This window comes from Rothia sp. HMSC069C01 (genome assembly GCF_001814655.1).
Classification (GTDB): Bacteria; Actinomycetota; Actinomycetes; order Actinomycetales; family Micrococcaceae; genus Rothia; species Rothia dentocariosa.
Window position 1 is genome coordinate 33,505 of record NZ_KV817381.1, and the last position, 20,680, is coordinate 54,184.

The following is a 20,680-nucleotide window of genomic DNA, read 5'->3' on the forward strand; positions in this document are numbered from 1 at the left end:
TGCCTTGAGCAGCTTGCGGCGGGAAAGGTTAGTGAGCTCATTCGTCATAACAAAAAATCCTTACGCATAAATGTACTATCTAAACTGTGCGAATGTTAAAATTCGTAAGATTTTAGACGTACTGGTTGATTTCGTTCTGGAGAGCCATGATGGTCTGGGAGGGTCCGTCGAGACGGCCATCCTGAGAGATGCCATAGTGGCTTTGCAGAACCCTGATAGTATTTGAAACGAGTGAAGTTTGTGGGGGAACTAACCCTAACCACAAATTCATCCACCTAATGGTGGGAGAACCTGTTGCCTGCCCTGAGGGTACCCACTCCCAACCACCGACAATTCCGGGGCATTGGGGAGCTATTAATGAGCTTTGGGAGCTAATCACGCCATCAACGACGAGACCTGTGTTCAGTTCTCCAGCTGATGCCCAGTCTGTATTTCCCGGAACGACAGCGTTCAAGAATCGCTGCAGTCCTGCGCTGGTTTCTTCGCCCCACCAGCCGTCGGCGGAGATGGCGTTTGCGGAGGTTGCGGTAACCAGGGTGGAGCCGAAGGCTGCAAGGCCTGCGGCGGGAACGCCTATGGCACCTGCCTTGAGCAGCTTGCGGCGGGAAAGGTTAGTGCTTTCGAGGGACATAAAAATATCCTTTCATCGGTGATGCAGATTGATCCTGCATTTTCACTGTAAAAGGATTCATCGACAAATAGCAATCCTAAATTTATTCTTCTATAAAGTTAAATAAAAACTTTTTAAATTTTTTCTGGGTATATTCATGAGCGAAATATTATTATATACGAATAAAATTTTTAAGCATTTTAAATGATAGTGGAATACGTTTATTTAATGAATGATGTACGAAAAATAAAATATTATGACCTGTTGATGTTATAGTCCTTGAACTCGTCTGTAGCGGATCGATACTCTAAAGAGACCGCACTGGAACGCAAGGAGAGATAATGATGAAAGCCAGTTTAATCACCGGAATCCGAAGCGTCGAAGCGCGCGAGATCGAAGATGCTCAGACCCAACAACCCGATGAGGCTCTCATTCGAGTTGCCTATGTGGGCATCTGCGGGACCGATCTTGAGCTGTACGACGGCACCTCAAACTATCTGCGGCGCGGTCTGACCGAGTATCCGCACCATTACGGACATGAGTGGGTGGGTGTGATTGAGACCCTGCCGCAGACTGCTCACGACAGTCGATTAAAAACCGGTGCCGTGGTCACCGGAAGCACCATGATTCCCTGCCTGACCTGCGATTTCTGCCAGCGTGGGCGGCGTAACCTCTGCACAAACCTGCGCGAAGTTGGTCTCTATGAGCATGGTGGGGCTGCGGCACAAAAGCTTGTAATGCCAGCGCACGTGCTGATCGTTATTGACGACGGTTCGGGTGCAGAGCCGCATCCCGAATATATTCTGATCGAGCCCCTCGTGACGGTTCTAGAAGGTCTGGCGAAAGCCATCCCAGAACCCGGCGATAGGGTACTCGTGCTTGGCGGCGGCACGATCGGTACCCTCGCGGCGCTGGTGCTGAAGCAGTACCCCATTGAGGTTGCGGTGGTTGACCCCTCGCAGCCCGTGCACCTTGCCGAGCTTGGAATTATGACCTATAAGAGTACAGATGCGCTCCCCGCCGGAGACTGGGATGCCGTGTGGGAGTGTTCCGGCTCCGGTACGGCGCTACAGGCTGTGCCGTCCCTGTTGAGGAACGGGGGCGCGGCGGTGCTGATTGGCTTCCCACCTGCGCAGACCGATCTTGATGCCTCGGAGCTTGCCCTGCGGGGGCAGTGCCTGGTGGGCGTCCGTCACGGCATCGACCACTATGCGGCTGCTGCGCAGTTCGTGCGGGAGCACCGGGATGAGCTGGGTACGCTCATCGACCACAGCTACAGCCTCGACGATGCACAAGCTGCCTTCGAGCGATTGGAAACAGGGGAGCGGGAACGCCCCAAGGTGATGTTGAGTATCGACTGATTGTTTTAGACAGTAGTCGCTAGCCCGTTTCGTGGTCTTCTGGGTCTTTTATTCCTGAGGTACCGTCATCGTGCGTTGGGTTGCATACGTGTAAGCGCTCGCATACATTAAAAGTATGAGTGTACACCCCCAAGCCAGGAGGCCTGTAACTTTCAGGCCTAATCCCGGTATTAAGAAACGTTTAGACAACTTGTCCCAGCAGACGAACCGTCCGGTATCTTTCTATATCAACGCCATTTTGGAGGAGCATCTGGACGATCTCGAATATGCATATTTGCTCAAAAGCGAGGCAGAAGATATTCGTGCTGGCCGTGCTAAGTCCTATTCTCTGGATAGCGTTAAGAAAGAACTAGGGCTATGAGCACTTGGGCTGTAGAGTTTTCTGCCCGTGCTAGGAAACAGATTAGAAAGCTTGATAGACCTATTGCCCAACGTATTATTATCGAGCTAGAAAAATTGGAGAAATCTGAGCGCCCGCAGGTGCACTGTAAACCACTCACTGGTGACCTATCTGGTTTATGGCGCTATCGTGCGGGAGACTATCGTGTGATTCTTGATTTTGACCGTGGTCAGCTAGTGATTCTAGCATTAGAGATCGCGCATCGCTCGACAGTCTACAGAAAGTAGCTTAGGGTTATCATTTTGTTCTTGTTCTCTGATTACAAAAAGCTCTTTGTGTGATAAGACCACGAAAAAATCTCGCTTTATCACGCAAAGAGCTTTTTATTTTAATCTAGCCTAAAAGGCAGGATGCGCAACGGTAGAGCGTTAGCCGACGTACTGGTTAATTTCGTTCTGCAGGGCCATGATGGTTTGGGAGGGACCGTCGAGCGAGCCATCTACGGAGACACCGTAGTGCTTCTGAAGCGAAGCAATGTCAGTCGGAGAAAACTTGCCGTCTTCTGTAGCCTTGTTGCCCAGCCATTTATGCATGTAGGTTATAGTGGGTGAACCCGTGGCCTGGTAGTAGGGAAACCATTCCCAACCACCGACGATTCCAGGGCACCAGGTCTGCATAGCTGCATCCTGACCACTGATAACCCCATCGACAACGAGGTTTGCACCCATAACTGTGTTCATGAAGCGCTGGAACCCGGCTGAGGTTTCGGAGCCCCACCAGCCGTCGGCGGAGATGGCGTTTGCGGAGGTTGCAGTGACCAGGGTGGAGCCGAAAGCGAGTACGCCTGCGGCAGGGACGCCCAGCGCACCGGCGCGCAGAAGGTTACGGCGAGAAAGATTGGTGTTTTCGAGTGACATAATGCATCCTTTCGTTTGCACTGCGGATAATTCCTGCATTTCCACCCTAAAATTAATGATCGGAGGATTGCAGCCATAGTTTTATTCCACTAAAGCATGCATGAAAGCTATATATAATTTATTCAATATTGTTATATACTTAAAAGTTTTTTGATGGTAAATAAATTAGGATTACTGATTATTTGCTTTGAAAAGTATTTTTAGCAAAAGAAAATATAAACACTAAATTCCAATCAGCGTTATATTGTATTCTCCTGCAACTGCATCCCAATCTTTTATAAACTTGGCTGCGCGTGCACCGGACTTACAAAACACACCCACGCATTCCCCAACGAGCGGCTTCAGCATGGCGCGCACCGCATCCTCTGTAGCTACAGACAGCGGAAGGCGCAGGGAATCCGGGTACTTCACCTGGGTTTCGCGTTCGCTCTGCTCGCGCACATCCAGCAGAATCTTCGGCAGTTTGTAGGCGCTCAAATCCGTCACGGGCACCCGCTCAGGATCGGGGGAGAGCGCAAAATTCTGGAAGGTGCCGCTCAATGCCTCGTAGGTGAGCAGCCGCCCCTCAAACGTCGGCAGCCCCGCCAGGAACTTGAGTGTTTCCGTCGCCATGAGCGATCCGATAACCGCCGTGGTAGCGCCCAGCACCCCGGCCTCGGCGCAGGATTCCAAGGTTTCCGGAGTTGTAGGGAACAGATCACGCAGATGTGCCGACCCTGAGCGGAAGACGCTCACGCTGCCCTGATACCGCAGCACCGACCCCCACACCAGCGGAATACCGGTTATCTCGGCGGCATCGGCAATCAAATATTTAGTCGCAAAGGTATCGGTACAATCGACGATCACCGCAGGGTTCTCATCGGCGAGCAGGTCAAGAATCCAGGATGCCTCCAGGTACCTTCGATACACCCTCACCCTCAGCGCCGGGGCGATCTCGCGGGCACGATGCGCGGCAACCTCAGCCTTCGCCCGGCCGCAATCGGCGATCCCGAACAACGGCTGGCGCTGCAGATTCGACAGCTCAATCACATCGTGATCGACGAGCGCAATCGACCCGACCCCGGCGGCGGCGAGCGCCTGCACCACCGGGCACCCCAGACCGCCCGCACCGATAACGAGCACATGCGCATTGGCGACCGCCTGTTGGTCGAAACCGGGCAGACGATCCTGCCGCAATACGCGCTCAGCTTCGAGAGCCTGCGCCTGCGCGGGGTCCTTTGGCGCTAGAATCTGCGGTGCCTCAGGCACCGAAGGGCGATCATACGAGGTCACATCCATGACACCAGACCTTCCGCCGGGGAGGAAGCCTTCGCGTGCTCGCGCTGAGGAATCCTGCCCGCGCCTCGCGCCAGATAGCCTGCCTCAACGGCGGCTTTCATAGCTCGCGCCATCGCCACCGGATCCTGCGCACGGTTGACCGCCGAGGCCAGCAGCACGCCCGAGCAGCCGAGTTCCATAGCAAGTGCGGCGTCCGAGGCGGTGCCAACCCCCGCATCCAGCAGCACCGGAACCGTGGCGCGGGAGCAAATCAACTCAATATTGTGCGGGTTCAAAATGCCCAGCCCCGTGCCGATGGGTGAGCCGAGCGGCATGACCGCCGCGACTCCCACATCCTCTAAACGCTTGGCGATCACCGGGTCATCAGAGGTGTACGCCATGACCGTGAACCCTTCCGCCACCAGCGTTTCGCAGGCGGTCACGGTCTCGCACACATCCGGCAGCAGAGTATCTTCATCGCTAATCACCTCAACCTTAACCCAGTTCGTGCCCAGGGCTTCGCGTGCGAGCCTAGCAGTGATAACGGTGTCGCGTGCGGTACGGCACCCCGCCGTATTAGGTAGAGGCGCAATATTTAGCCTGGTCAGAAGCGGAAAAATGGGGGTACCTGAGGCGTGCCTGCGCATCGCGACCGTGGTCATCTCGGTGCCGGATGCGACCAAAGCTTTTTCGAGCAGGTCCATGCTGGTGGCGCCCCCGGAACCCATAATGAGCCGGGATGAGAACTCTTTCTCAGCAATAATCATGGTCACTACCCGCCCTGAACTGCGGTCAGCGCATCGACCCTAGCGCCCTCGGGCACTTCGGTACTCGCCCACCGTGAACGCGGCACCACAGCACCATCGAGTGCGACAGCGACTCCCTGATCGGTGCCCGCCTGCTGAAGAATCAGCGCCTCAAGATTCGGGGTAGAAATGTCTAATAGTTCGCCGTTATAGGTTATTTTCATGGACTATTCCTCTCGTTGTTAGTGCACAAACTGGCGGTATGTTGTAGCAAAATCGCGTATCAGTGCTCAAACCTCTTCGGTGAGCAGGGCGCGAACTCCGGCGGAATATCCTCGCCCAAAAACACCTCCGCACCGGCTTTCCCAGCGAGTGCCGCCAGTAAAATTCCGTGCCGAAAATACCCGTTTGAGATCAGCTGCCGCCGCCCGGTCGCCGTTATGCGATAGCCAAAGATCGGCAGATCATCCGGGGTTCCGGGTCGCACCCCCACATTCGCCTCAATGAGCTCGCATTCCTCCACCGCAGGAACCACCCGAATCGCATCTTTGAGCAGCTGATACACGCCGTCCACACCGGGGCGTGTGCGCGTGTCCTCGCGGCTTGTCGCACCGATACACACCTCACCGCCAGGCCGTGGAATCACATAAACGGGCCGCCCGTTCACGAACCCGCGTACTACATGCTCCACCAGCGGATGCGGCGCCTGCAAACGCAGAATATCGCCGTAAACCGGGCGCAGCGGATACTTCCCCGCCGCGCCCAAACCGGTGCACACAATATCCCCAAAATCCGGGTCAGTCACACGCTCACGCACAAACTCGACCCCGCGCGCCCTCAACGCCTTCACGAGAGCCTGCAAAAACAGCCGAGGTGCCACCTGATGATCGCCCTCAATCAACGCCGCACCCGCCAAATCCGGGGCAAGTGCAGGTTCCAGGGCGCGCGCCCGGCTCACGGGAATCGCCTCGGCACTGCGATTGATCGAACGGTAATACTCAGAAACATCGCGCAGATGCGCCGCATCCGCACGGTCACCCGCCACCACCAACGTGCCGGTCGTATCGTAGCCGGTGGGCGCATCCGTCACCGCGGCGAGCCTGCGCATAAGCGAAGGGTACGCATCCGCACTGGAAACCATAAGCGGGAAAAGCGCATCCTGCTGAAACTGCACCTCGGCAATAGGCGCGAGCATCCCACCCGCAAAATAGCTGGCACCCGTGCCGCGCTCGCCGGGGGCTGGGTCATAGACGCACACCCGCTGGCCGCGTTCGGTGAGTTCAAAGGCGGTGGTCAGTCCGATAATTCCGCCGCCCACCACGGTAATAACTTCTGCCATGATTATGCCTGCAATTCCGGGTTTTCCACGAAGGCGCGTGCCATTGCAACCCCGGCAACCCCTGTTTCGCGGATGCTCGGGCAGTCTTGCGGCCAAATATCGCCGATGGCGACCACTGGAACCTCCGAGAGCTCGGCAAGTTCACGTAGCCCTTCAATACCCAGCGGCGGGCGGTTTGAGGCTTTGGTCGGGGAGGGGCGGAACGGTCCGGCACCAATGTAGTCGATCAGGTGCGCAACGGTGTTGGCGCGCTCAACAAGCTCGCGAGTGCCGGTCGTGAGACCAATAATGGCGTGCTCACCCAGCAGACGGCGGGCATCGGCGATGGGCAGATCGTCTTGACCTATATGTACCCCGTCGATGCGTACCCCGCGAGCGCGCAGGGCAAGGGCAACATCCACCCGGTCATCGATCAGTATCTTCTGGTGGGGGAGTGCGATGCGCGCAATCTCTTCGGCAAGGGCGTACAGGTCGCGGGCGCTGATGGGTTTGGAGCGCACCTGTATGCAGGTGGCATGCCGTGCCCGCTGCACCGTTTCGACGGGGTTTTTGCCGGTGACCAGATACAGCGAAAGGTCTATAGGTGTGGCGGTTCCGGCGGTGCTGTTGGGTGTCATGGGATCACGATTCGACTGTGAAAGTAGTGTTTCCTGCGTGCTCATGCGGGTGTTGCGGTGATTTTGCGACGATGCGGCACACGCAGATGTTTCCCACTCAGGCTAGCACACAACCTTTATCGTGGTTCTTGGCGGCGTTTTTATTGCTTTGACATGCTGCCTGAATCCGCGAGCAGGTAGTTTTTGACCGAAAAGGTAGGAAAATACTACCTGCTCGGCCAAAAACCACCTGCTCGTGGGGCTAGCTGAGGAAAATAAAAAAGCCCTGGCAAATACCAGAACTTTTGAGAGCGGCTGACGGGCTGGAAGTGCGGATTCCGAGTGAGCGAGGTACCAAATCCGTGCCTGGAAGTGATTCCCGTCTAAAATTGGGCACACGAAAACCCCTAACAGGAGCTAGGGGTTTATGTGAGCGGCTGACGGGCTGGAGGGTGCGGATTCCGAGCGAGCGAGGTACCAAATCCGCGCCTGGAAGCGATTCCCCCGGAAGCCTTAAAAAGAGGTCTCCAGCCGTTAGGCTGGAGACACAAGTGGAGCGGCTGACGGGAATCGAACCCGCGTATCAGGCTTGGGAAGCGTGCGCTCTACCATTGAGCTACAGCCGCGCATCCGTGATCGGACTTAACCTAGTGTAGCGTGTGCTGCCTCGGTTCGCACACTTTGCCGCAGATTTTTATTTTTGATTTGTCGGCTGTTCTTTTTGAGCAATGGTGAAGTATGGAGTCTGGAGTCGGTATCCTTAGAGTGTGCTTATTTCAGACCGCGATATTCGACGAGAAATTGCTGACGGCCGTATCGTACTTGAGCCGTTTGATGATTCGATGATTCAGCCGGCGAGCGTCGATGTGCGCATCGACCGCTTTTTCCGTCTGTTTGACAACCATAAGTACCCGCATATTGACCCGTCGCAGGAGCAGGAGGAACTGACTCGTCTGGTGGAAGTTGCCCCCGACGAGCCTTTTATTCTGCATCCTGGCGAGTTTGTGCTCGGTTCCACCTACGAACAGGTGACCCTGCCTGCGGATGTGGCGGCTCGCCTGGAAGGTAAGTCTTCACTCGGGCGTTTGGGGCTTTTGACCCACTCAACCGCAGGGTTCATTGACCCCGGATTTTCAGGGCACGTGACCCTGGAACTGTCTAATATGGCGACCCTGCCGGTCATGCTGTGGCCCGGGTCTAAGGTCGGTCAGCTGTGTTTCTTCCGGCTCACAAGCGAGACTGAGCATCCGTATGGTTCCGGCGCATACGGAAACCGCTACCAGGGGCAGCGCGGGCCGACCGCATCGCGCAGCTACCTGAACTTTCACCGTACAGAGATCCCCGTTGAGAAATCTGGCGACTAGTCGCCGTCCGCATGATTTTTTCAAGGAGATACCTTGTCGTTCAAGACAATGGCTTTAAGCCCTGCCGGTGCCGATCTGAAGGTTATTTTTGGCCCCGGTGTTCCAGATGCGCTGCGCGAGCAGATCGTACAGACCTGGGGGAGCCTAGCCCCGCGCCTCTTCGATAGTGTGCATGATGCCCTTGAGGCAACCCAGTCCGTGGCGCACGCTATTGTGCTCACGGACGGGAGTGTGAATCTGTTTGACGAGCACCCCGACCTGGTGAACCCGTTCGGGATTCTGCAGATTCTTAATATTCAGAACGAGAAGCAGGCGTTGGAGACTCTGACGTCTAACCTGACGGTTGCTATGATTCAGCAGTTGGCGGGTAAGCGCACCATGCTGCATGCCGCCGCCATTGGCGACCCCGCTACGAAGCGCGCGCTGGTGCTGGTGGGTGCTTCGGGGCGGGGGAAGACGACTGCCGCGCAGTATCTGGGGAAGAAGTTCACCTATCTTACGGACGAAACCACGATCGTGGGCGCCGACCGCGAGATTTACCCCTACCCGAAGCCGCTGTCGCTGGTTGTTTCTGACGACGAGCCGAAGGAACAGCGCAACCCTGTGGATCTGGGTCTGAACGCGGCGGACTGTGAGGATACGAGCTATACAGCCGCTCGCGTCGTCATGGTGGGGCGCACCGATGAGCCCACGAAACCCTATCTTGAGCGTGTGAGCCTGGGGGATGCGCTCATGTCGATTGCCGAGCAGACCTCCGGCGTGGCGCTCAACCCCGAGGGTGTGCTCTCGATTATTCGCCTGTTTGAGCAGTGCGGCGGCGTATGGCGGCTGGTGTATTCCGAGGTTGAAGATATTGAGCCGCTCGTGCGTGAACTTCTCGCCGAGAATGCTGTGCTCCCGAACTCCGAGAGAGTGGACGAGTACGAGACCTTTGAAACACCCGACCGCTTGCCGAACGTATACCCTAACGGCACGCGGGTTCTTCAGCGCATGTTTGGTACCACCGGGTACCTGGTGGATGGAGAAAGATTCCTGCTGCATCACGGAGATTCACTGGATGAGCTTTCCGCATTCGCGGCAGAGTGCTGGATTAACGCCGCTCACGAGCTGACGGTTCGGGAGCACTACGAGGCTATGCGCGAGCTGTTTGAGGGGCTGCCCGAGGATGCGCATCGCCAGGTTGTTGAGCAGCTGTCTGAAAGCGGCATACTCACGATGCGCACCGTAGACGACCCGCTGTATACCGAAGAAGACTCGAACTAAACAAACCCAATAAATACGCGAACAGATAGCAATCCGCTATCTGCTCGCGGGTTTAAGACTCGTAGGTTGAGGGGCGCACGAGTTTAGGGGAAACGGGTAAAGAGCTACCGTTGCGCCGCCTTGGAAACTTTCTTTTCGGCGCGGCGTGCCTTGCGCAGGTGAAGCGCTTGTGGCGATTCTAACGGCAGGGCCAGCAGCAGGCCCGCCAGCACCACGACCATAATGCCGAGAATACCCCACACCTGAGCATTAAAAATCGTGACGAACAGGCCGAAGAGCAAGGGGGACAAGAAGCTAGTTGCGCGACCTGTTGTCGAATACAGACCGAAGAGCTCACCTTCCGTACCGGGATCGGCGATACGCGCCAAGAAGGTACGCGAGGAGGACTGCGCGGGTCCCACGAAAAGGGCGAGAATGAGCGCACAAATCCAGAAGGTCATAGGGTAGGGGAACAAGAGCAGGGGCACGGCTGCAATCAGAATGCCTACCAGCGAGACAATAATGATCTTTTTGGGCCCCAGATAGTCATCCAGATACCCGCCCAGCACCGCGCCTACGGCGGCAACACCATTGGCGGCAACACCAAAAATAATGACATCCGAAGTACTGAACCCGAAAGAACCGGCCGCCAGCACGCCGCCGAAGGTGAAGATACCGGCTAAACCATCGCGGAAGATAGCACTGGCACACAGGAAATAGAGAGTCTGAGGGGCAGTTTTACGAAGTCTGACAATGGTGCGCCACAGTTCCTTATAGGAGGCGAATAGTCCTCCCTGCCGCGCTGGGGAAAGACGCGAGAGACCGCGCTCTAGGAACCTGAGCTCGCGGGTGGGCAGCACCTCTGGCAACACGTGTTTGCGTCGGCGCATCCGAATCAGGATGGGGGCGCAGAAGACCAGGCACCACAGGGCGGAAAACAACGTTACCGCACGAATATTGAAAGCGTTATCGGTGCTCAGGTGCAGCCCGTTAGGCTCAAAAATAAATCCCCACAACACGATAAGCAGAGCCACCAGGCCGCCCACATAACCCGCCGACCAGCCGATTCCAGAGATTTTACCAATATTATTCGGGGTTGAAACTCGCGGCAGCACGGCGTTATAGTTCACGGCGGCAAATTCGCTGAAGATATTCGCCGCAGAAATCAGGATCACGCCTAACCACAGGTGCCCAGGGTTAGGTTCCACGAAAAAACACAGGGCGGAAAGAAGCACCATGCTGAGCGTGTTCACACCCAACCAGAAGATACCTGTACCGGATTTGTCGGCGCGCTGGCCGCTGACCGGAGCAAAAAACGCAATGCAGACCCCGGAGACAGTCAATCCTAAAGAGAGAGCCGCAGAAGCACTTTCGGTAGACCCGAAATAGGAGCTCGTGAGGTAGACCGTGAAGATGAAGGTCATCATGATAGTGCCAAAACTTGATGAACCAACATCCCACAGCACCCAGGACGTGACCGAACGGCGGCTGTTACTGTGATCGGGAACGTGTGAGGTCATAACGGATGTGTTCACTTTCGTGTAAGACGCAGCTAGGCGCCCTCAATCTGGTGCTGGTTTCGCAGCTTACCCCCGGCGACATTGCCGTAGGCATCGCCTCCCAGCGTGCCAAGCGCCTTATTCTCTTCTGAGCAGGCAGACTATTCAGCACATTGGAAAAGATGCGCACACCGCTACAGCCTGAAGGCTGCGGGGGCGGCGCATCCATCCAAATACACCGTGAAATTACGAGAAGAAACGGCGCTGTGCGCGGGTAATACCGACGCTTACCAGGGCACCTACCACGGAAGTCACGACGCTCCACACAATAACATGGCGCAGAGTGTCTTCGGACTCGGGGTCGGTGGTAGGAGGTTCGTTACCGGTCACACGCTTCCACGCTGCACCAAGACCCTTGCTTGCCAAGGCGGCGGCGGCCATATTGGCACCGGTGATAGCAATCCTTGCTATGGGGTTCATATATTCTCCTCAAAAATCAGAAGTGACTATCCCTAGCCTATCGGCTTTGCGACTTAGATGCAGAGAATATGACCTGTTTTAACGCGCGCATACACGAAAAATTAGGGTAAAAACTCTAGAATGTGAGAAAAAGCACAGTATTGCGGGCCTGAAAGGTGTATACCAGCGGCAAATCAAGGAATCATATTACCGACCTGCCGCACGTTCTTGTCATAAACCGATTCAAAAACTCAACGAACTCACAGAAAACGACTCACACGGCATAGAATGTAAACGTTTATAAGCTTCGAATTCTCGAAGCAACACGACAGGGGAGCGCCGCAGACGGGCGCTGAGAGTGCAACGCAGACCCTCGAACCTGATCCGGTTAGTACCGGCGTAGGGAGTCGAAATATGTTTTTCTCAACACCCCACCCGCAACGGGTGTGGATGTTCCCCTTCCAATCATGGGAGGAAAATATGTCTCAAAAATCTCGCCTCAGCTGGCGGGTCAATGAAATCGTTATCGTCTCTGTGATCGCCGCCGCCTGCGCGGTAATCTTCTGGATCTGGGATATTGCCGTAGACCCCGCCACTAAAACGCTCTTCGCGGCGGTTCCCGAATACCGACCCATCGTCGCCGGTATGTGGCTGCTCGCCGGTGTACTCGGCGGGTACCTTATCCGCAAACCCGGCGCCGCGCTCTACTGCGAAATCGTCGCCGCCGTCATCTCCGTATTCCTCACCGGAGGCGCCTGGAGCCAATCAATCCTCATCGCCGGATTCTTCCAGGGAATTGGCGCGGAAATCGCCTTCGCCGTGTTCGGGTACCGCGTCTGGAACCTCAGCACAGCAGCCTTCGCGGGCGCACTGAGCGGGCTCTTCATGGGCGTCAACGAAATCATCATCTACTACCCAGACATGGAAATCTTCAAAGCCGTCATCTACGTGGTATGTGCGGTCGTCTCAGGAATTGTACTCGCCGGGGTACTCTCCTGGGGACTCACGAAAGCACTCGCTAAAACCGGGGTACTCGCCTCACTGGCCTCCGGCGTGCAGGCACGTACCGCACGCGGATAATAGACAGGCAGGCGTATGTCACAGCCTATCTCAACGCTCAAACCCTCAAACACGGAACATCCTGAACCACCTGCAACCCAGGGTGCAACTATGACCGAACCCCACACTACCGCCCCCGATGCGCCCGCCCGCGGTGCCGCAATCGACCTTCACAACTTCGGTTGGCACCACCCCGGGCGCGAAAAACCCGCGTTCTCGAACGTGAACCTGCGCATCGAACCCGGGCAGAAAGTACTGCTGCTGGGGCCCTCCGGCGCAGGAAAATCAACGCTCCTGCACGCTATCGCCGGGGTGCTGCACGATCACGACGGGCAGAGCCAAAGCGGTAGCGCGCGCATCGACGGCGTAGACCCCGAAGACGCACGCGGACTCATCGGGCTCATGCAGCAAGACCCAGAATCATCGGTCGTGCTCGCCCGCGTGGGCGATGACGTAGCCTTCGGCCCCGAAAACCTTGCGGTCGCATGCGAAGAAATCTGGGCGCGCGTTGATGATGCGCTCGCCGCCGTCGGGCTCGACTACCTGCCGCATGAGCATCCCACGAATGCGCTTTCGGGCGGGCAGAAACAACGCCTGGGGCTCGCCGGGATCCTGGCGATGCACCCGCGCGCCATTCTGCTGGACGAACCCACCGCGAACCTCGACCCCGAGGGCGTTCAACAGGTGCGTGATGCCGTGGTGCAGGCGGTCACGGCAACCGGCGCCACCCTGATCGTCGTCGAACACCGGGTGGGCGTGTGGGCGCAGCATATGGACCGCGTTATCGTGCTTGGTGCCGACGGAGGTATCACCCACGACGGCGCACCCGAAACTGTGCTCGCCCAAGCCCGCGAAACCCTCATCGCTAACGGTGTGTGGGTACCCGGGTATGTTCCCGAACCCGCCGCTGCTGCGGCACCGAGTGGGCGCATACTCCTGAGCGCCGAAAACCTTGTGATTACGCGGGAATTTCCGAGCAAAAAACAGTTACGGGCACGCCGACGGCAGCTCAAAACTATGCCGGAACCCGCACCCGTGCCCCTGGATATTCCCGCCCTGCGCGGGGGCATTAACCTGAGCATTCGAGAAGGCGAGCACCTGAGCATCCTCGGCCCCAACGGCGCCGGAAAATCAACCCTCGCACTCACTCTCGCCGGGCTCCTCTACGCCCCCAATGGAACCCTGCACGCGCACGAGGCACTGCGCGAGTTCGACCAAAACCCAATGGCAGAAAGCTCCCTCACCCGCGAGAAAAAAGCCGCCAGCTGGGATATTCCCTCCTGGACCCCCGCCGAGCTGCTGGGGCGCATCGGCTACGTTTTCCAAGAACCCGAATACCAATTCGTGCGCGGCAGTGTGCGCGAAGAACTCGAACTCGGGCCGCGCCGCCTCGCCGCCCTGCGCCGCGAAAAAATTGATGAGGATGCGCTCGCCGCCGCCACCGCATCCCTCGCCGAACGCTTGCGTTTAGACGGGCTCTTAGACGCCAACCCGTTCACGCTTTCGGGCGGGCAAAAACGCCGGCTGTCGGTTGCATCCGCTTTGGCGACGGCGCCGCGTGTGCTGATTCTTGACGAACCGACTTTCGGGCAGGATGCGAGCACCTGGGGCGAACTGGTGCGCCTGATTCGTGGGCTTCTTGCTGAGGGGGTTGCGGTGATCTCGGTGACTCACGACCTCGAATTTACGGCGGCTTTGGGTGGGCGGAGTATCACGCTTGAAAGCCTGCCGCATGAGCCCGCAGACCGGGGCCTTCAGGAAGGGAAGTAGCGCATGAATACCGATTTTTTCGGGCCGAGTGCCGAACGCAACAGCTGGTTTGGCGGGCTTAACGCGGGCGTCAAATTAGTGGTTGCGGGCGTGCTGGTTCTTGCGGCAATCCTCATTCAAGACCCGATAACCGCGGGTATCATCTTTGGACTGGAACTGCTGGGGTTTATTGCGGTCGGGTTTCGGCCTGTGAACCTGCTGGCGCGCAGCTGGCCTATCCTGATCGCGGTGCTGAGCACCGGCTGGAGTGTGGCGATCCTTGTTAATAAAACCGGTGCCGTACTGCTCGACTTTGGGCTGAACACCATCACGGAAGGGTCGCTCGCGGCGGCGTTTTCGATGATGATTCGTTCCCTGGCGATGATTCTGCCGACCTTCGCATTTGTGCTCTCAACAGACCCAACCGACCTGGGTGATTCGCTTGCCCAAACTTTCCGCCTGCCCGCCCGTTTCGTGCTTGCCGCGTTGGCGGCGTTACGCCTTGTCGGCATCCTATTTGGGGAGTGGAATACGCTGGGGCAGGCACGGCGTGCACGTGGGCTGGGTGCGGGTCAGGGCCCGCTCGGGCGCATCAAAACCGGTGCCGGGCAGGCCTTCGCGCTCATGGTACAGGCAATTCGCCGCGGTTCGCGCCTTGCGGTCACAATGGAGGCGCGTGGTTTCGGTACCGGCAAACGTTCCTGGGCGCGCGTGCCCGCCTATTCCCGGCGTGATGCGTATGTTGCGGTTGCCGCCGCCGTGATCGTGGCGTGCGCCTACGGGGTTTCGCTGGGACTAGGAACTCTGCGTTTCTTGTGGCAGTAGCCGCACCGAAGCTGCCGCTAGGTACTCCGGGCCTGAAAACCGGGGTAAAGGCGCGGCGCAAGTATCAGCCTTGCGCCGCTAACCCTGCACCTTAGCCCTGTGCCAGGTATTCCAAGAACCGGTGCGTGAGCTGCGCATCGTGCGCTAACGCCGTACCGTTCAGATGCGTGACCGGGGCGAGCAGACGCACCGAGGAGGCGAGCCATACCCCATCTGACTCGAAAAGATCCTGCGGGTACAGCGGGCCGTAGCCCAGTTCCCAGCCGTCGCGCCGCGCCGCCTCAAAAATAGCGCCCTGCGTGGTACCGGGTAGGATTCCGTGGTTCGGTTCGGGGGTGTACAGCGTCTTTACACCGTTTTCGATACGCGCCATCAGCACCGACGAGGTTGCCCCCTCCAGAATGCGGCGGTTGTCGGTCATAAAAATCGCATCATCCGCACCCCGGCTGTGCACATACCGCAAAACCGCCATATTAACCGCATATGACAGTGTTTTCGCGCCCGCCAACAGCCACGGGTATGCGGTGTTGTCGGCGGGGTCGTGCCCGCGCGGCAGTAGCATGGCTTTCACGCCGTTCTGACGCTGATTCACGGTAGTTTCGGGTACCGGGGATGCGATCAGCAGGGTGTATGGCCCGGCGGGCATTCCCACAGAGGCACGTGGCAGCCCGCGCGAGATAATGATTTTGACAATATGCTCTTCGCCGATTTCCGTGTGGGCGCCGGGCACGGCCTGGGCGAGAAGGTTTGCCAGCGCGTCCCGAAGCTGGTGCAGGTCGGGTTCGGGCAGGTCGAGCATACGCGCCGAAGATTCGAGTCGGGCGAGGTGCATATCAAGTTTTCGCACTCGCCGATCGACGGCGAGCATGGTCTCAAAAACGCCGTCGCCACGGGTAAACCCTTGGTCTTCCACGCCGATAAGCGGCTGGGTGGGGTCTACGGAAACGCCTTGCGGGTTCTCTGAATTTAGGAGCATCACGGAACTAGTCATGTTTCCAGTGTAGTGGCTCACGTGCCCTCACAGCAGTGCACGCCGAGCGGGCCCAGCTCCCAAGTGGCGTTTTCGGCGATAAAGTATATGTCCGCCTCGGCGATGTCCTCGAAGGTTTCGGGGTTGTCGTTGTCCCCCTCGATGTCGAGCCCGATTTTGCCGTCCCGTTCGAGAACATGAACTCCGCTGCATATGCTGATGAACGGGCCTTGCACCCGGTAGTCCGAAATATCTTCCAGGGTTACGGTGACGTGCCGCCAGACGTCGTCGGTAGCGGCCTTCTCCCAGCCGCCGTCTACATGGGTCCGGTCCACCGCGCAGAATCGCAGACGAACAGCTGTTCCCTTTGCATAGGTTACGGTGATCGAATCCAGCCAGCAGTCGTAGAAGTGGTTGAATCGTTTGATGATCTCTGCACTTGTGAGGTTTTCGTCGGGGCTCACGATCAGTCTCCTTAAAATCTTAGGATTTATCAGAATACCAGCAGCTAGAGCGATTACGAGGAGAAGCGGGTTTCTTCTCGAAAACGATGATATTTTTCATCTTTTCGGCAAAAACCCGCTTCTTGGGTATCAACGTATTAACATGCTCGATGCGAAGCTCTAGCGCCCGCCTTCGCCACCGTCTGCCGCATAGTCGGCATCCTTACGCGGGGTTGTGAAGAGCACGAGTGCGGTCATCAGCGCGAAGCCCAGAATTGAGAACGCCATCGGCATATAGGAACCCTCTCCGCCCAGCGAAACTAGGGGCGCGGCAAGTCCGCCCAGAAGCGCCTGAATCGTGCCCATCACGGCGGATGCGCTGCCCGCCATATGGCGTGCCTCGTTCAGCGCCAGTGCCGAGGAGTTACCGAAAATCAGACCCACCGAGCAGGTGAGGCAGAACAGCAGAATCAGGGTGGGCCACAGCGAAATACCCAGCGCGAATGAGATAGTCAGCAGACTTGAGAGCGTCAGGAGAGAAATCACGCCGATATTGACGATCACGCGCTGACCAATACGGCCAACCAGCGCGGTTGCCAGCGAGCTCATCGCCACAATGCCCAGGGAGTTCACCCCGAAGGCGAGAGTAAACTGCCCGGCATTGAGACCCAAAATGTTCTGGAGCACGAAGGTGGAACCCGAAATATACGAGAACATTGCGCCGAAGGCAAAGCACATGGTGAGGGAAAAGCCCATGTAACGGCGGATTTTGAACACTTTCGGAATCTCGGAGTAGACACTCAGCGCGGTGCCTTTGTACCGTTTTTCAGCGGGAAGAGTCTCGCGCAGAATGAAAATCACGGCGAGCATGAGCAGCGCGGTCACTACGGTGAGCACATGGAAAATATTGCGCCACGTGCCCCACGACAGCACCCACCCGCCGAAGAGCGGCGCCAGCACGGGGGCAAACCCGTTAATCATCATCATGACGCCCATGAGCTTGGCGGTTGCCAACCCCTTGGTGGTATCTGCAACGATCGAGCGGGCAAGTACTGCGCCAATAGCACCGCTGAAGCCCATGAGGAAACGCGCCGCAATGAAGACCTCAATGCTGGGCGAGAATCCGCACAGCGCGGTCGCAATAAAGCAGACTACGGAACCGATCAGAAGCGGTTTGCGGCGGCCGGTTTTATCGGAGAGCGGGCCGATCATAAGCTGCCCGAGCGCCATGCCTATCATGAAGGCGCTGAGAGTCATAGATGCGGCGGCATCGGTGGTGTTGAGCTCGCGGGCAACCGTAGGCAGCGAGGCCAGGTACATGTCGATACCCAGCGGAGCGATAGCGGTCAGCGCGGCAAGGGTGACGATAACGGGGGCAGGAATACCGAAGGAAACTTTAACGTGATCAGGGTGCTCATGACCCTGCTGAGAGGTAGTCTGTGACGAAGACACGGGTAGAGTGCTTTCTAGGTTTATGAACGCGTAACGGCGCCGAATATACCCGGCTGGAAACGCAACTTTTCTAGTCTAGCGGATGCGCGCATCCGGCATAAGTGGGTTTTTCCTCTACCGCTGCCGGATGGGGTGCCTAAAACGGATGCCTAAAAAGAGCCTTGATCGTGAATAAAGCGGGATTTATAACTCTTCATTCACGAACAAGGTTCTTTATATCGGGGGAGGGTAAGCACGGGCACAGCAAACAGCAGGGCAGAGGGCTACACCGTGCGGTAGATGATGTCCGCCTGCGCATACGTGGCGGAGTATGCAGCGAAGAGGGCTTCTTCCTGCGCCGCCCAGCGCTCCCAATGCGGGCGGTAGGTTTCACCGTCGCGGGCTATTGCCCGCCTGTACCGCAGCTCATCGGGCGCCTTCACTAGGATGCGCACATCGCAGGTACCGGTAATCGCCCCCACGCCCTCACAGATGATAACGGTCTCCTGGGCGGGGTCGATCGTGTGTTCGTGGCCGGGCGCATCCGCGTGCCAATCCCATTCTCGGTAGCTGGCGGGCTTACCTTTGCGTAGGTTCCGCGAGATTTTTCGCCAGGTTTTGGTTCCTTCCGCTAGCCCATCCCAGCCGGGGTAGATGGAGTCAAGGTTGAGCACGCGCACACCGATTCCTTCGGCGGATAAGGACTGCTCTAGGAGCTCGGAGAGCCTTGTTTTGCCGCTTCCGCTGCGCCCGTCGATACCGATGATCATCGGTAATGCGGCGTTGTTGCGGGCGTTGGTATCGAGCGGCATTCCGTCTTCGTCGGTGGGCGGCAGGGTGAGTTCGTGGTACATCTCTAGGCAGAACTCGAAAATTTCCTCAACGTCGTTGGTTTCGTAGCCGTTGCCGAAACCTATGCTCCACACGCCCATGCGCTAGTTTTCCTGCGGGGTTACGCTCAGCTCGGCGATCAGCGCCCGCGCCGCAGTGTCGATAAGCTCGGTCGTGTACTCGAAGTCGCGCATCTGCCCGTACCAGGGGTCGTAGATGCCCAGCTCGTCCAGGTTTTTACCCGCCATTGCGGGGTCGAAGGAGCGCATCATACGGATTTTGGCTTTGTCGTCCTCGGTGCGCGCAAGCTGTTTCAGGTGCAGGTAGTGCGGGGTGTCCATCGCCAGAATCAGGTCGTAGCGGTCGAAGTCTTCGGCAACGAATCTGGATGCGCGGTGCCCACTGGGGTCGATGCCGCGCGCGGTGAGTATGCGCCCGGCGCGGGTGTCGATGGGGTTGCCGATTTCGTAGTCCGTGATGGCGGAGGACGCAACCTCAACCTCAAGCCCCGCCTGGCGCGCGTGCTCACGAATCAGGTACTCGCCCACGGGGGAGCGGCAAATATTTCCGGTGCAGACAGTCATGATGCGGTACATAGTTTTAAGTGTATGCCAGCGGCACAGGAAAGGCAGCGGTATTAGGGCTGCTTGCCGAAGCGTCGTTTCTATTCAGAAGAGCTTATCGCTTCTGAATGCAAAAAACTCTTCCAGATAGGCAGGCAAGTTTTGGCTGTTACACCTCAAAGCGGGTTTTAGCCTCGCGCAAGTACGCCTCCCACAGAGCGTAGAGCCTGTCGATGTTCTCTTGGCGAGTGTACGTTGAAGGGTCATAGTCGGTCGGGGGCATGTATCGCACGAATGGGGTCACATCCTTGGGGTAGCCAAAATCGGCGTGAAGAATTTCTACCTCGCCCAGCGGGTCGTCAAAGTTCTTGCGGTGCTCATACACATGTTTGAGCAGCAGGTACAGCCAGAGCGCGTGGCGGGGGTCGGGGTTTCCGGGGTCGGGGTTGGTGATTTCAGGGGAGTCTTCGTGCCGCGCGAGTTCGGCCAGAATCCCATCAATCCGGTAGGTGTGTTCGGGTTTGCACTGGTAGAGCTCGTATTCCAGGTCGCTGGAGTCTTCCTTCAGCCGGTCGGATGCGTATCGCAGAATATCTGCGTGGCTAATGTATCCCTGCGCGAGCCCCCATCGTAAACCCTGCCAGGTGAGGGGACTCTTCCTGATGCCTTCATAGCCTATGTAATACGTGCCCAGCATCAATAGCGTTCACCTCCTATCTTTGTAGTCCCACGAATAACGCAGCATTTGGCGTATTACCCCACCCTAGAGAGTGGGTAATACACCCCAAGGTGCATTATTCGGATGAGTCCTGCGATGTACCCGAAGAATCCTGTCCCGGCTCGGAATTATCCTTCAGCTTGGGCCAGAAAATGTAGGTGAATATGGCGCAGATGATTGCAACAGCCGCGCCTGCCACAAACCCCCGCCCGGAGCCAAAACCACCGAACAGGAGAGTACCAATAGGCAGGGCGAACATGAATACGAGGACGGACGTGAAATAACGTGTAAAGAAGCGGGACATGACGCTCCTTTCGTTGTCTGTATGTAAACGCATCTTGAACGTTTGTTTATTGATAGA

Annotated in this window: 25 protein-coding genes, 1 tRNA gene and 1 riboswitch; of the genes, 9 read left to right on the forward strand and 17 right to left on the reverse strand. The window is 57.4% G+C overall.

The window, feature by feature from the left end; genetic code table 11:
• Nucleotides 1–112: 112 nt before the first annotated feature.
• Nucleotides 113–631, reverse strand: a complete 519-nt coding sequence (locus HMPREF2981_RS02195) for a chemotaxis protein CheA (RefSeq protein ID WP_070660473.1) — start codon at nucleotides 629–631, stop codon at nucleotides 113–115.
• Between the two features lie 320 nt (nucleotides 632–951).
• Here HMPREF2981_RS02195 and HMPREF2981_RS02200 point away from each other — a divergent pair, with 320 nt between their 5' ends.
• The 3 genes from HMPREF2981_RS02200 (at nucleotide 952) to HMPREF2981_RS02210 (ending at nucleotide 2,598) form a co-directional block, all read left to right on the forward strand.
• Nucleotides 952–1,971, forward strand: coding sequence for a zinc-dependent alcohol dehydrogenase (locus HMPREF2981_RS02200; protein WP_246825222.1), 1,020 nt, complete (start codon nucleotides 952–954; stop codon nucleotides 1,969–1,971).
• A 115-nt stretch (nucleotides 1,972–2,086) separates the two neighbouring features.
• Complete coding sequence (locus HMPREF2981_RS02205) at nucleotides 2,087–2,332, forward strand: type II toxin-antitoxin system RelB family antitoxin (protein WP_070536324.1); 246 nt, start codon at nucleotides 2,087–2,089, stop codon at nucleotides 2,330–2,332.
• Nucleotides 2,329–2,598 (forward strand): type II toxin-antitoxin system RelE family toxin, encoded by a 270-nt coding sequence (locus HMPREF2981_RS02210; protein WP_070536322.1) that lies wholly within the window; start codon nucleotides 2,329–2,331, stop codon nucleotides 2,596–2,598. Before HMPREF2981_RS02205 ends, HMPREF2981_RS02210 begins: the two co-directional genes overlap by 4 nt.
• Before the next feature lie 141 nt (nucleotides 2,599–2,739).
• Here the strand turns inward: HMPREF2981_RS02210 and HMPREF2981_RS02215 are convergent, their stop codons facing one another.
• The 7 genes from HMPREF2981_RS02215 to HMPREF2981_RS02245 all read right to left on the reverse strand — a co-directional run bounded on the left by HMPREF2981_RS02215 (nucleotide 2,740) and on the right by HMPREF2981_RS02245 (nucleotide 7,792).
• A complete protein-coding gene (locus tag HMPREF2981_RS02215) occupies nucleotides 2,740–3,228 on the reverse strand; it encodes a chemotaxis protein CheA (protein ID WP_070660476.1) in 489 nt (162 codons plus the stop codon).
• Nucleotides 3,229–3,450: 222 nt separating this feature from the next.
• The gene (locus tag HMPREF2981_RS02220) at nucleotides 3,451–4,506 is read right to left on the reverse strand and encodes a ThiF family adenylyltransferase (RefSeq protein WP_070660479.1); all 1,056 of its coding nucleotides are present in this window, start codon (nucleotides 4,504–4,506) and stop codon (nucleotides 3,451–3,453) included.
• Complete coding sequence (locus HMPREF2981_RS02225; RefSeq protein ID WP_070660707.1) at nucleotides 4,497–5,252, reverse strand: thiazole synthase; 756 nt, start codon at nucleotides 5,250–5,252, stop codon at nucleotides 4,497–4,499. The genes HMPREF2981_RS02220 and HMPREF2981_RS02225 overlap by 10 nt, the downstream gene beginning before the upstream one ends.
• A 5-nt stretch (nucleotides 5,253–5,257) precedes the next feature.
• A complete protein-coding gene (thiS, locus tag HMPREF2981_RS02230; protein WP_006888800.1) occupies nucleotides 5,258–5,455 on the reverse strand; it encodes a sulfur carrier protein ThiS in 198 nt (65 codons plus the stop codon).
• A gap of 59 nt (nucleotides 5,456–5,514) precedes the next feature.
• On the reverse strand, nucleotides 5,515–6,570 hold the full coding sequence (gene thiO, locus HMPREF2981_RS02235; RefSeq protein ID WP_070660482.1) for a glycine oxidase ThiO: 1,056 nt from the start codon (nucleotides 6,568–6,570) through the stop codon (nucleotides 5,515–5,517).
• Between the two features lie 2 nt (nucleotides 6,571–6,572).
• Complete coding sequence (locus HMPREF2981_RS02240; RefSeq protein WP_070660485.1) at nucleotides 6,573–7,187, reverse strand: thiamine phosphate synthase; 615 nt, start codon at nucleotides 7,185–7,187, stop codon at nucleotides 6,573–6,575.
• Nucleotides 7,188–7,718: 531 nt separating this feature from the next.
• A tRNA-Gly gene (locus HMPREF2981_RS02245) sits at nucleotides 7,719–7,792 on the reverse strand.
• Between the two features lie 141 nt (nucleotides 7,793–7,933).
• Here HMPREF2981_RS02245 and dcd point away from each other — a divergent pair.
• Both dcd and HMPREF2981_RS02255 read left to right on the forward strand, forming a co-directional pair.
• Nucleotides 7,934–8,530 carry a dCTP deaminase gene (dcd, locus tag HMPREF2981_RS02250; RefSeq protein ID WP_004005998.1) on the forward strand — a complete coding sequence of 199 codons (597 nt, stop codon included), beginning with the start codon at nucleotides 7,934–7,936 and terminating at the stop codon, nucleotides 8,528–8,530.
• 33 nt (nucleotides 8,531–8,563) lie between these two features.
• On the forward strand, nucleotides 8,564–9,793 hold the full coding sequence (locus tag HMPREF2981_RS02255; RefSeq protein ID WP_246825223.1) for a hypothetical protein: 1,230 nt from the start codon (nucleotides 8,564–8,566) through the stop codon (nucleotides 9,791–9,793).
• A gap of 104 nt (nucleotides 9,794–9,897) precedes the next feature.
• Here HMPREF2981_RS02255 and HMPREF2981_RS02260 read toward each other — a convergent pair whose 3' ends face one another.
• On the reverse strand, nucleotides 9,898–11,292 hold the full coding sequence (locus HMPREF2981_RS02260) for an MFS transporter (RefSeq protein WP_070617841.1): 1,395 nt from the start codon (nucleotides 11,290–11,292) through the stop codon (nucleotides 9,898–9,900).
• Between the two features lie 5 nt (nucleotides 11,293–11,297).
• On the opposite strand from HMPREF2981_RS02260, the gene HMPREF2981_RS11175 reads away from it, so the two are divergent.
• Nucleotides 11,298–11,423 carry a hypothetical protein gene (locus HMPREF2981_RS11175; protein ID WP_256370512.1) on the forward strand — a complete coding sequence of 42 codons (126 nt, stop codon included), beginning with the start codon at nucleotides 11,298–11,300 and terminating at the stop codon, nucleotides 11,421–11,423.
• Between the two features lie 94 nt (nucleotides 11,424–11,517).
• On the opposite strand, the gene HMPREF2981_RS02265 is transcribed toward HMPREF2981_RS11175, so the two are convergent.
• Complete coding sequence (locus HMPREF2981_RS02265; protein ID WP_070617838.1) at nucleotides 11,518–11,751, reverse strand: DUF4235 domain-containing protein; 234 nt, start codon at nucleotides 11,749–11,751, stop codon at nucleotides 11,518–11,520.
• 299 nt (nucleotides 11,752–12,050) lie between these two features.
• Nucleotides 12,051–12,153: riboswitch (TPP riboswitch) on the forward strand.
• A 57-nt stretch (nucleotides 12,154–12,210) separates the two neighbouring features.
• On the opposite strand from HMPREF2981_RS02265, the gene HMPREF2981_RS02270 reads away from it, so the two are divergent.
• The 3 genes from HMPREF2981_RS02270 (at nucleotide 12,211) to HMPREF2981_RS02280 (ending at nucleotide 15,363) form a co-directional block, all read left to right on the forward strand.
• Entirely contained in the window at nucleotides 12,211–12,810 is a 600-nt protein-coding gene (locus HMPREF2981_RS02270) for an ECF transporter S component (protein ID WP_135008460.1), read from the forward strand.
• 90 nt (nucleotides 12,811–12,900) lie between these two features.
• Complete coding sequence (locus HMPREF2981_RS02275) at nucleotides 12,901–14,559, forward strand: ABC transporter ATP-binding protein (RefSeq protein ID WP_070660710.1); 1,659 nt, start codon at nucleotides 12,901–12,903, stop codon at nucleotides 14,557–14,559.
• A 3-nt stretch (nucleotides 14,560–14,562) separates the two neighbouring features.
• A complete protein-coding gene (locus HMPREF2981_RS02280) occupies nucleotides 14,563–15,363 on the forward strand; it encodes an energy-coupling factor transporter transmembrane component T family protein (protein ID WP_070660491.1) in 801 nt (266 codons plus the stop codon).
• Nucleotides 15,364–15,454: 91 nt separating this feature from the next.
• On the opposite strand, the gene HMPREF2981_RS02285 is transcribed toward HMPREF2981_RS02280, so the two are convergent.
• From HMPREF2981_RS02285 to HMPREF2981_RS02315, 7 genes are all read right to left on the reverse strand, one after another.
• Nucleotides 15,455–16,354 carry an aminodeoxychorismate lyase gene (locus tag HMPREF2981_RS02285; protein ID WP_070660494.1) on the reverse strand — a complete coding sequence of 300 codons (900 nt, stop codon included), beginning with the start codon at nucleotides 16,352–16,354 and terminating at the stop codon, nucleotides 15,455–15,457.
• 17 nt (nucleotides 16,355–16,371) lie between these two features.
• Complete coding sequence (locus tag HMPREF2981_RS02290; protein ID WP_037232510.1) at nucleotides 16,372–16,797, reverse strand: hypothetical protein; 426 nt, start codon at nucleotides 16,795–16,797, stop codon at nucleotides 16,372–16,374.
• 159 nt (nucleotides 16,798–16,956) lie between these two features.
• Complete coding sequence (locus HMPREF2981_RS02295; RefSeq protein WP_083313838.1) at nucleotides 16,957–18,228, reverse strand: multidrug effflux MFS transporter; 1,272 nt, start codon at nucleotides 18,226–18,228, stop codon at nucleotides 16,957–16,959.
• 263 nt (nucleotides 18,229–18,491) lie between these two features.
• The gene (locus HMPREF2981_RS02300; RefSeq protein ID WP_083313839.1) at nucleotides 18,492–19,139 is read right to left on the reverse strand and encodes a nucleoside/nucleotide kinase family protein; all 648 of its coding nucleotides are present in this window, start codon (nucleotides 19,137–19,139) and stop codon (nucleotides 18,492–18,494) included.
• Nucleotides 19,140–19,142: 3 nt separating this feature from the next.
• Nucleotides 19,143–19,622, reverse strand: a complete 480-nt coding sequence (locus HMPREF2981_RS02305; RefSeq protein ID WP_246825224.1) for a low molecular weight protein-tyrosine-phosphatase — start codon at nucleotides 19,620–19,622, stop codon at nucleotides 19,143–19,145.
• Between the two features lie 148 nt (nucleotides 19,623–19,770).
• Complete coding sequence (locus HMPREF2981_RS02310; protein ID WP_070660500.1) at nucleotides 19,771–20,298, reverse strand: DUF2247 family protein; 528 nt, start codon at nucleotides 20,296–20,298, stop codon at nucleotides 19,771–19,773.
• Between the two features lie 97 nt (nucleotides 20,299–20,395).
• Nucleotides 20,396–20,623, reverse strand: coding sequence for a hypothetical protein (locus HMPREF2981_RS02315; protein WP_070660502.1), 228 nt, complete (start codon nucleotides 20,621–20,623; stop codon nucleotides 20,396–20,398).
• Nucleotides 20,624–20,680: the final 57 nt, after the last annotated feature.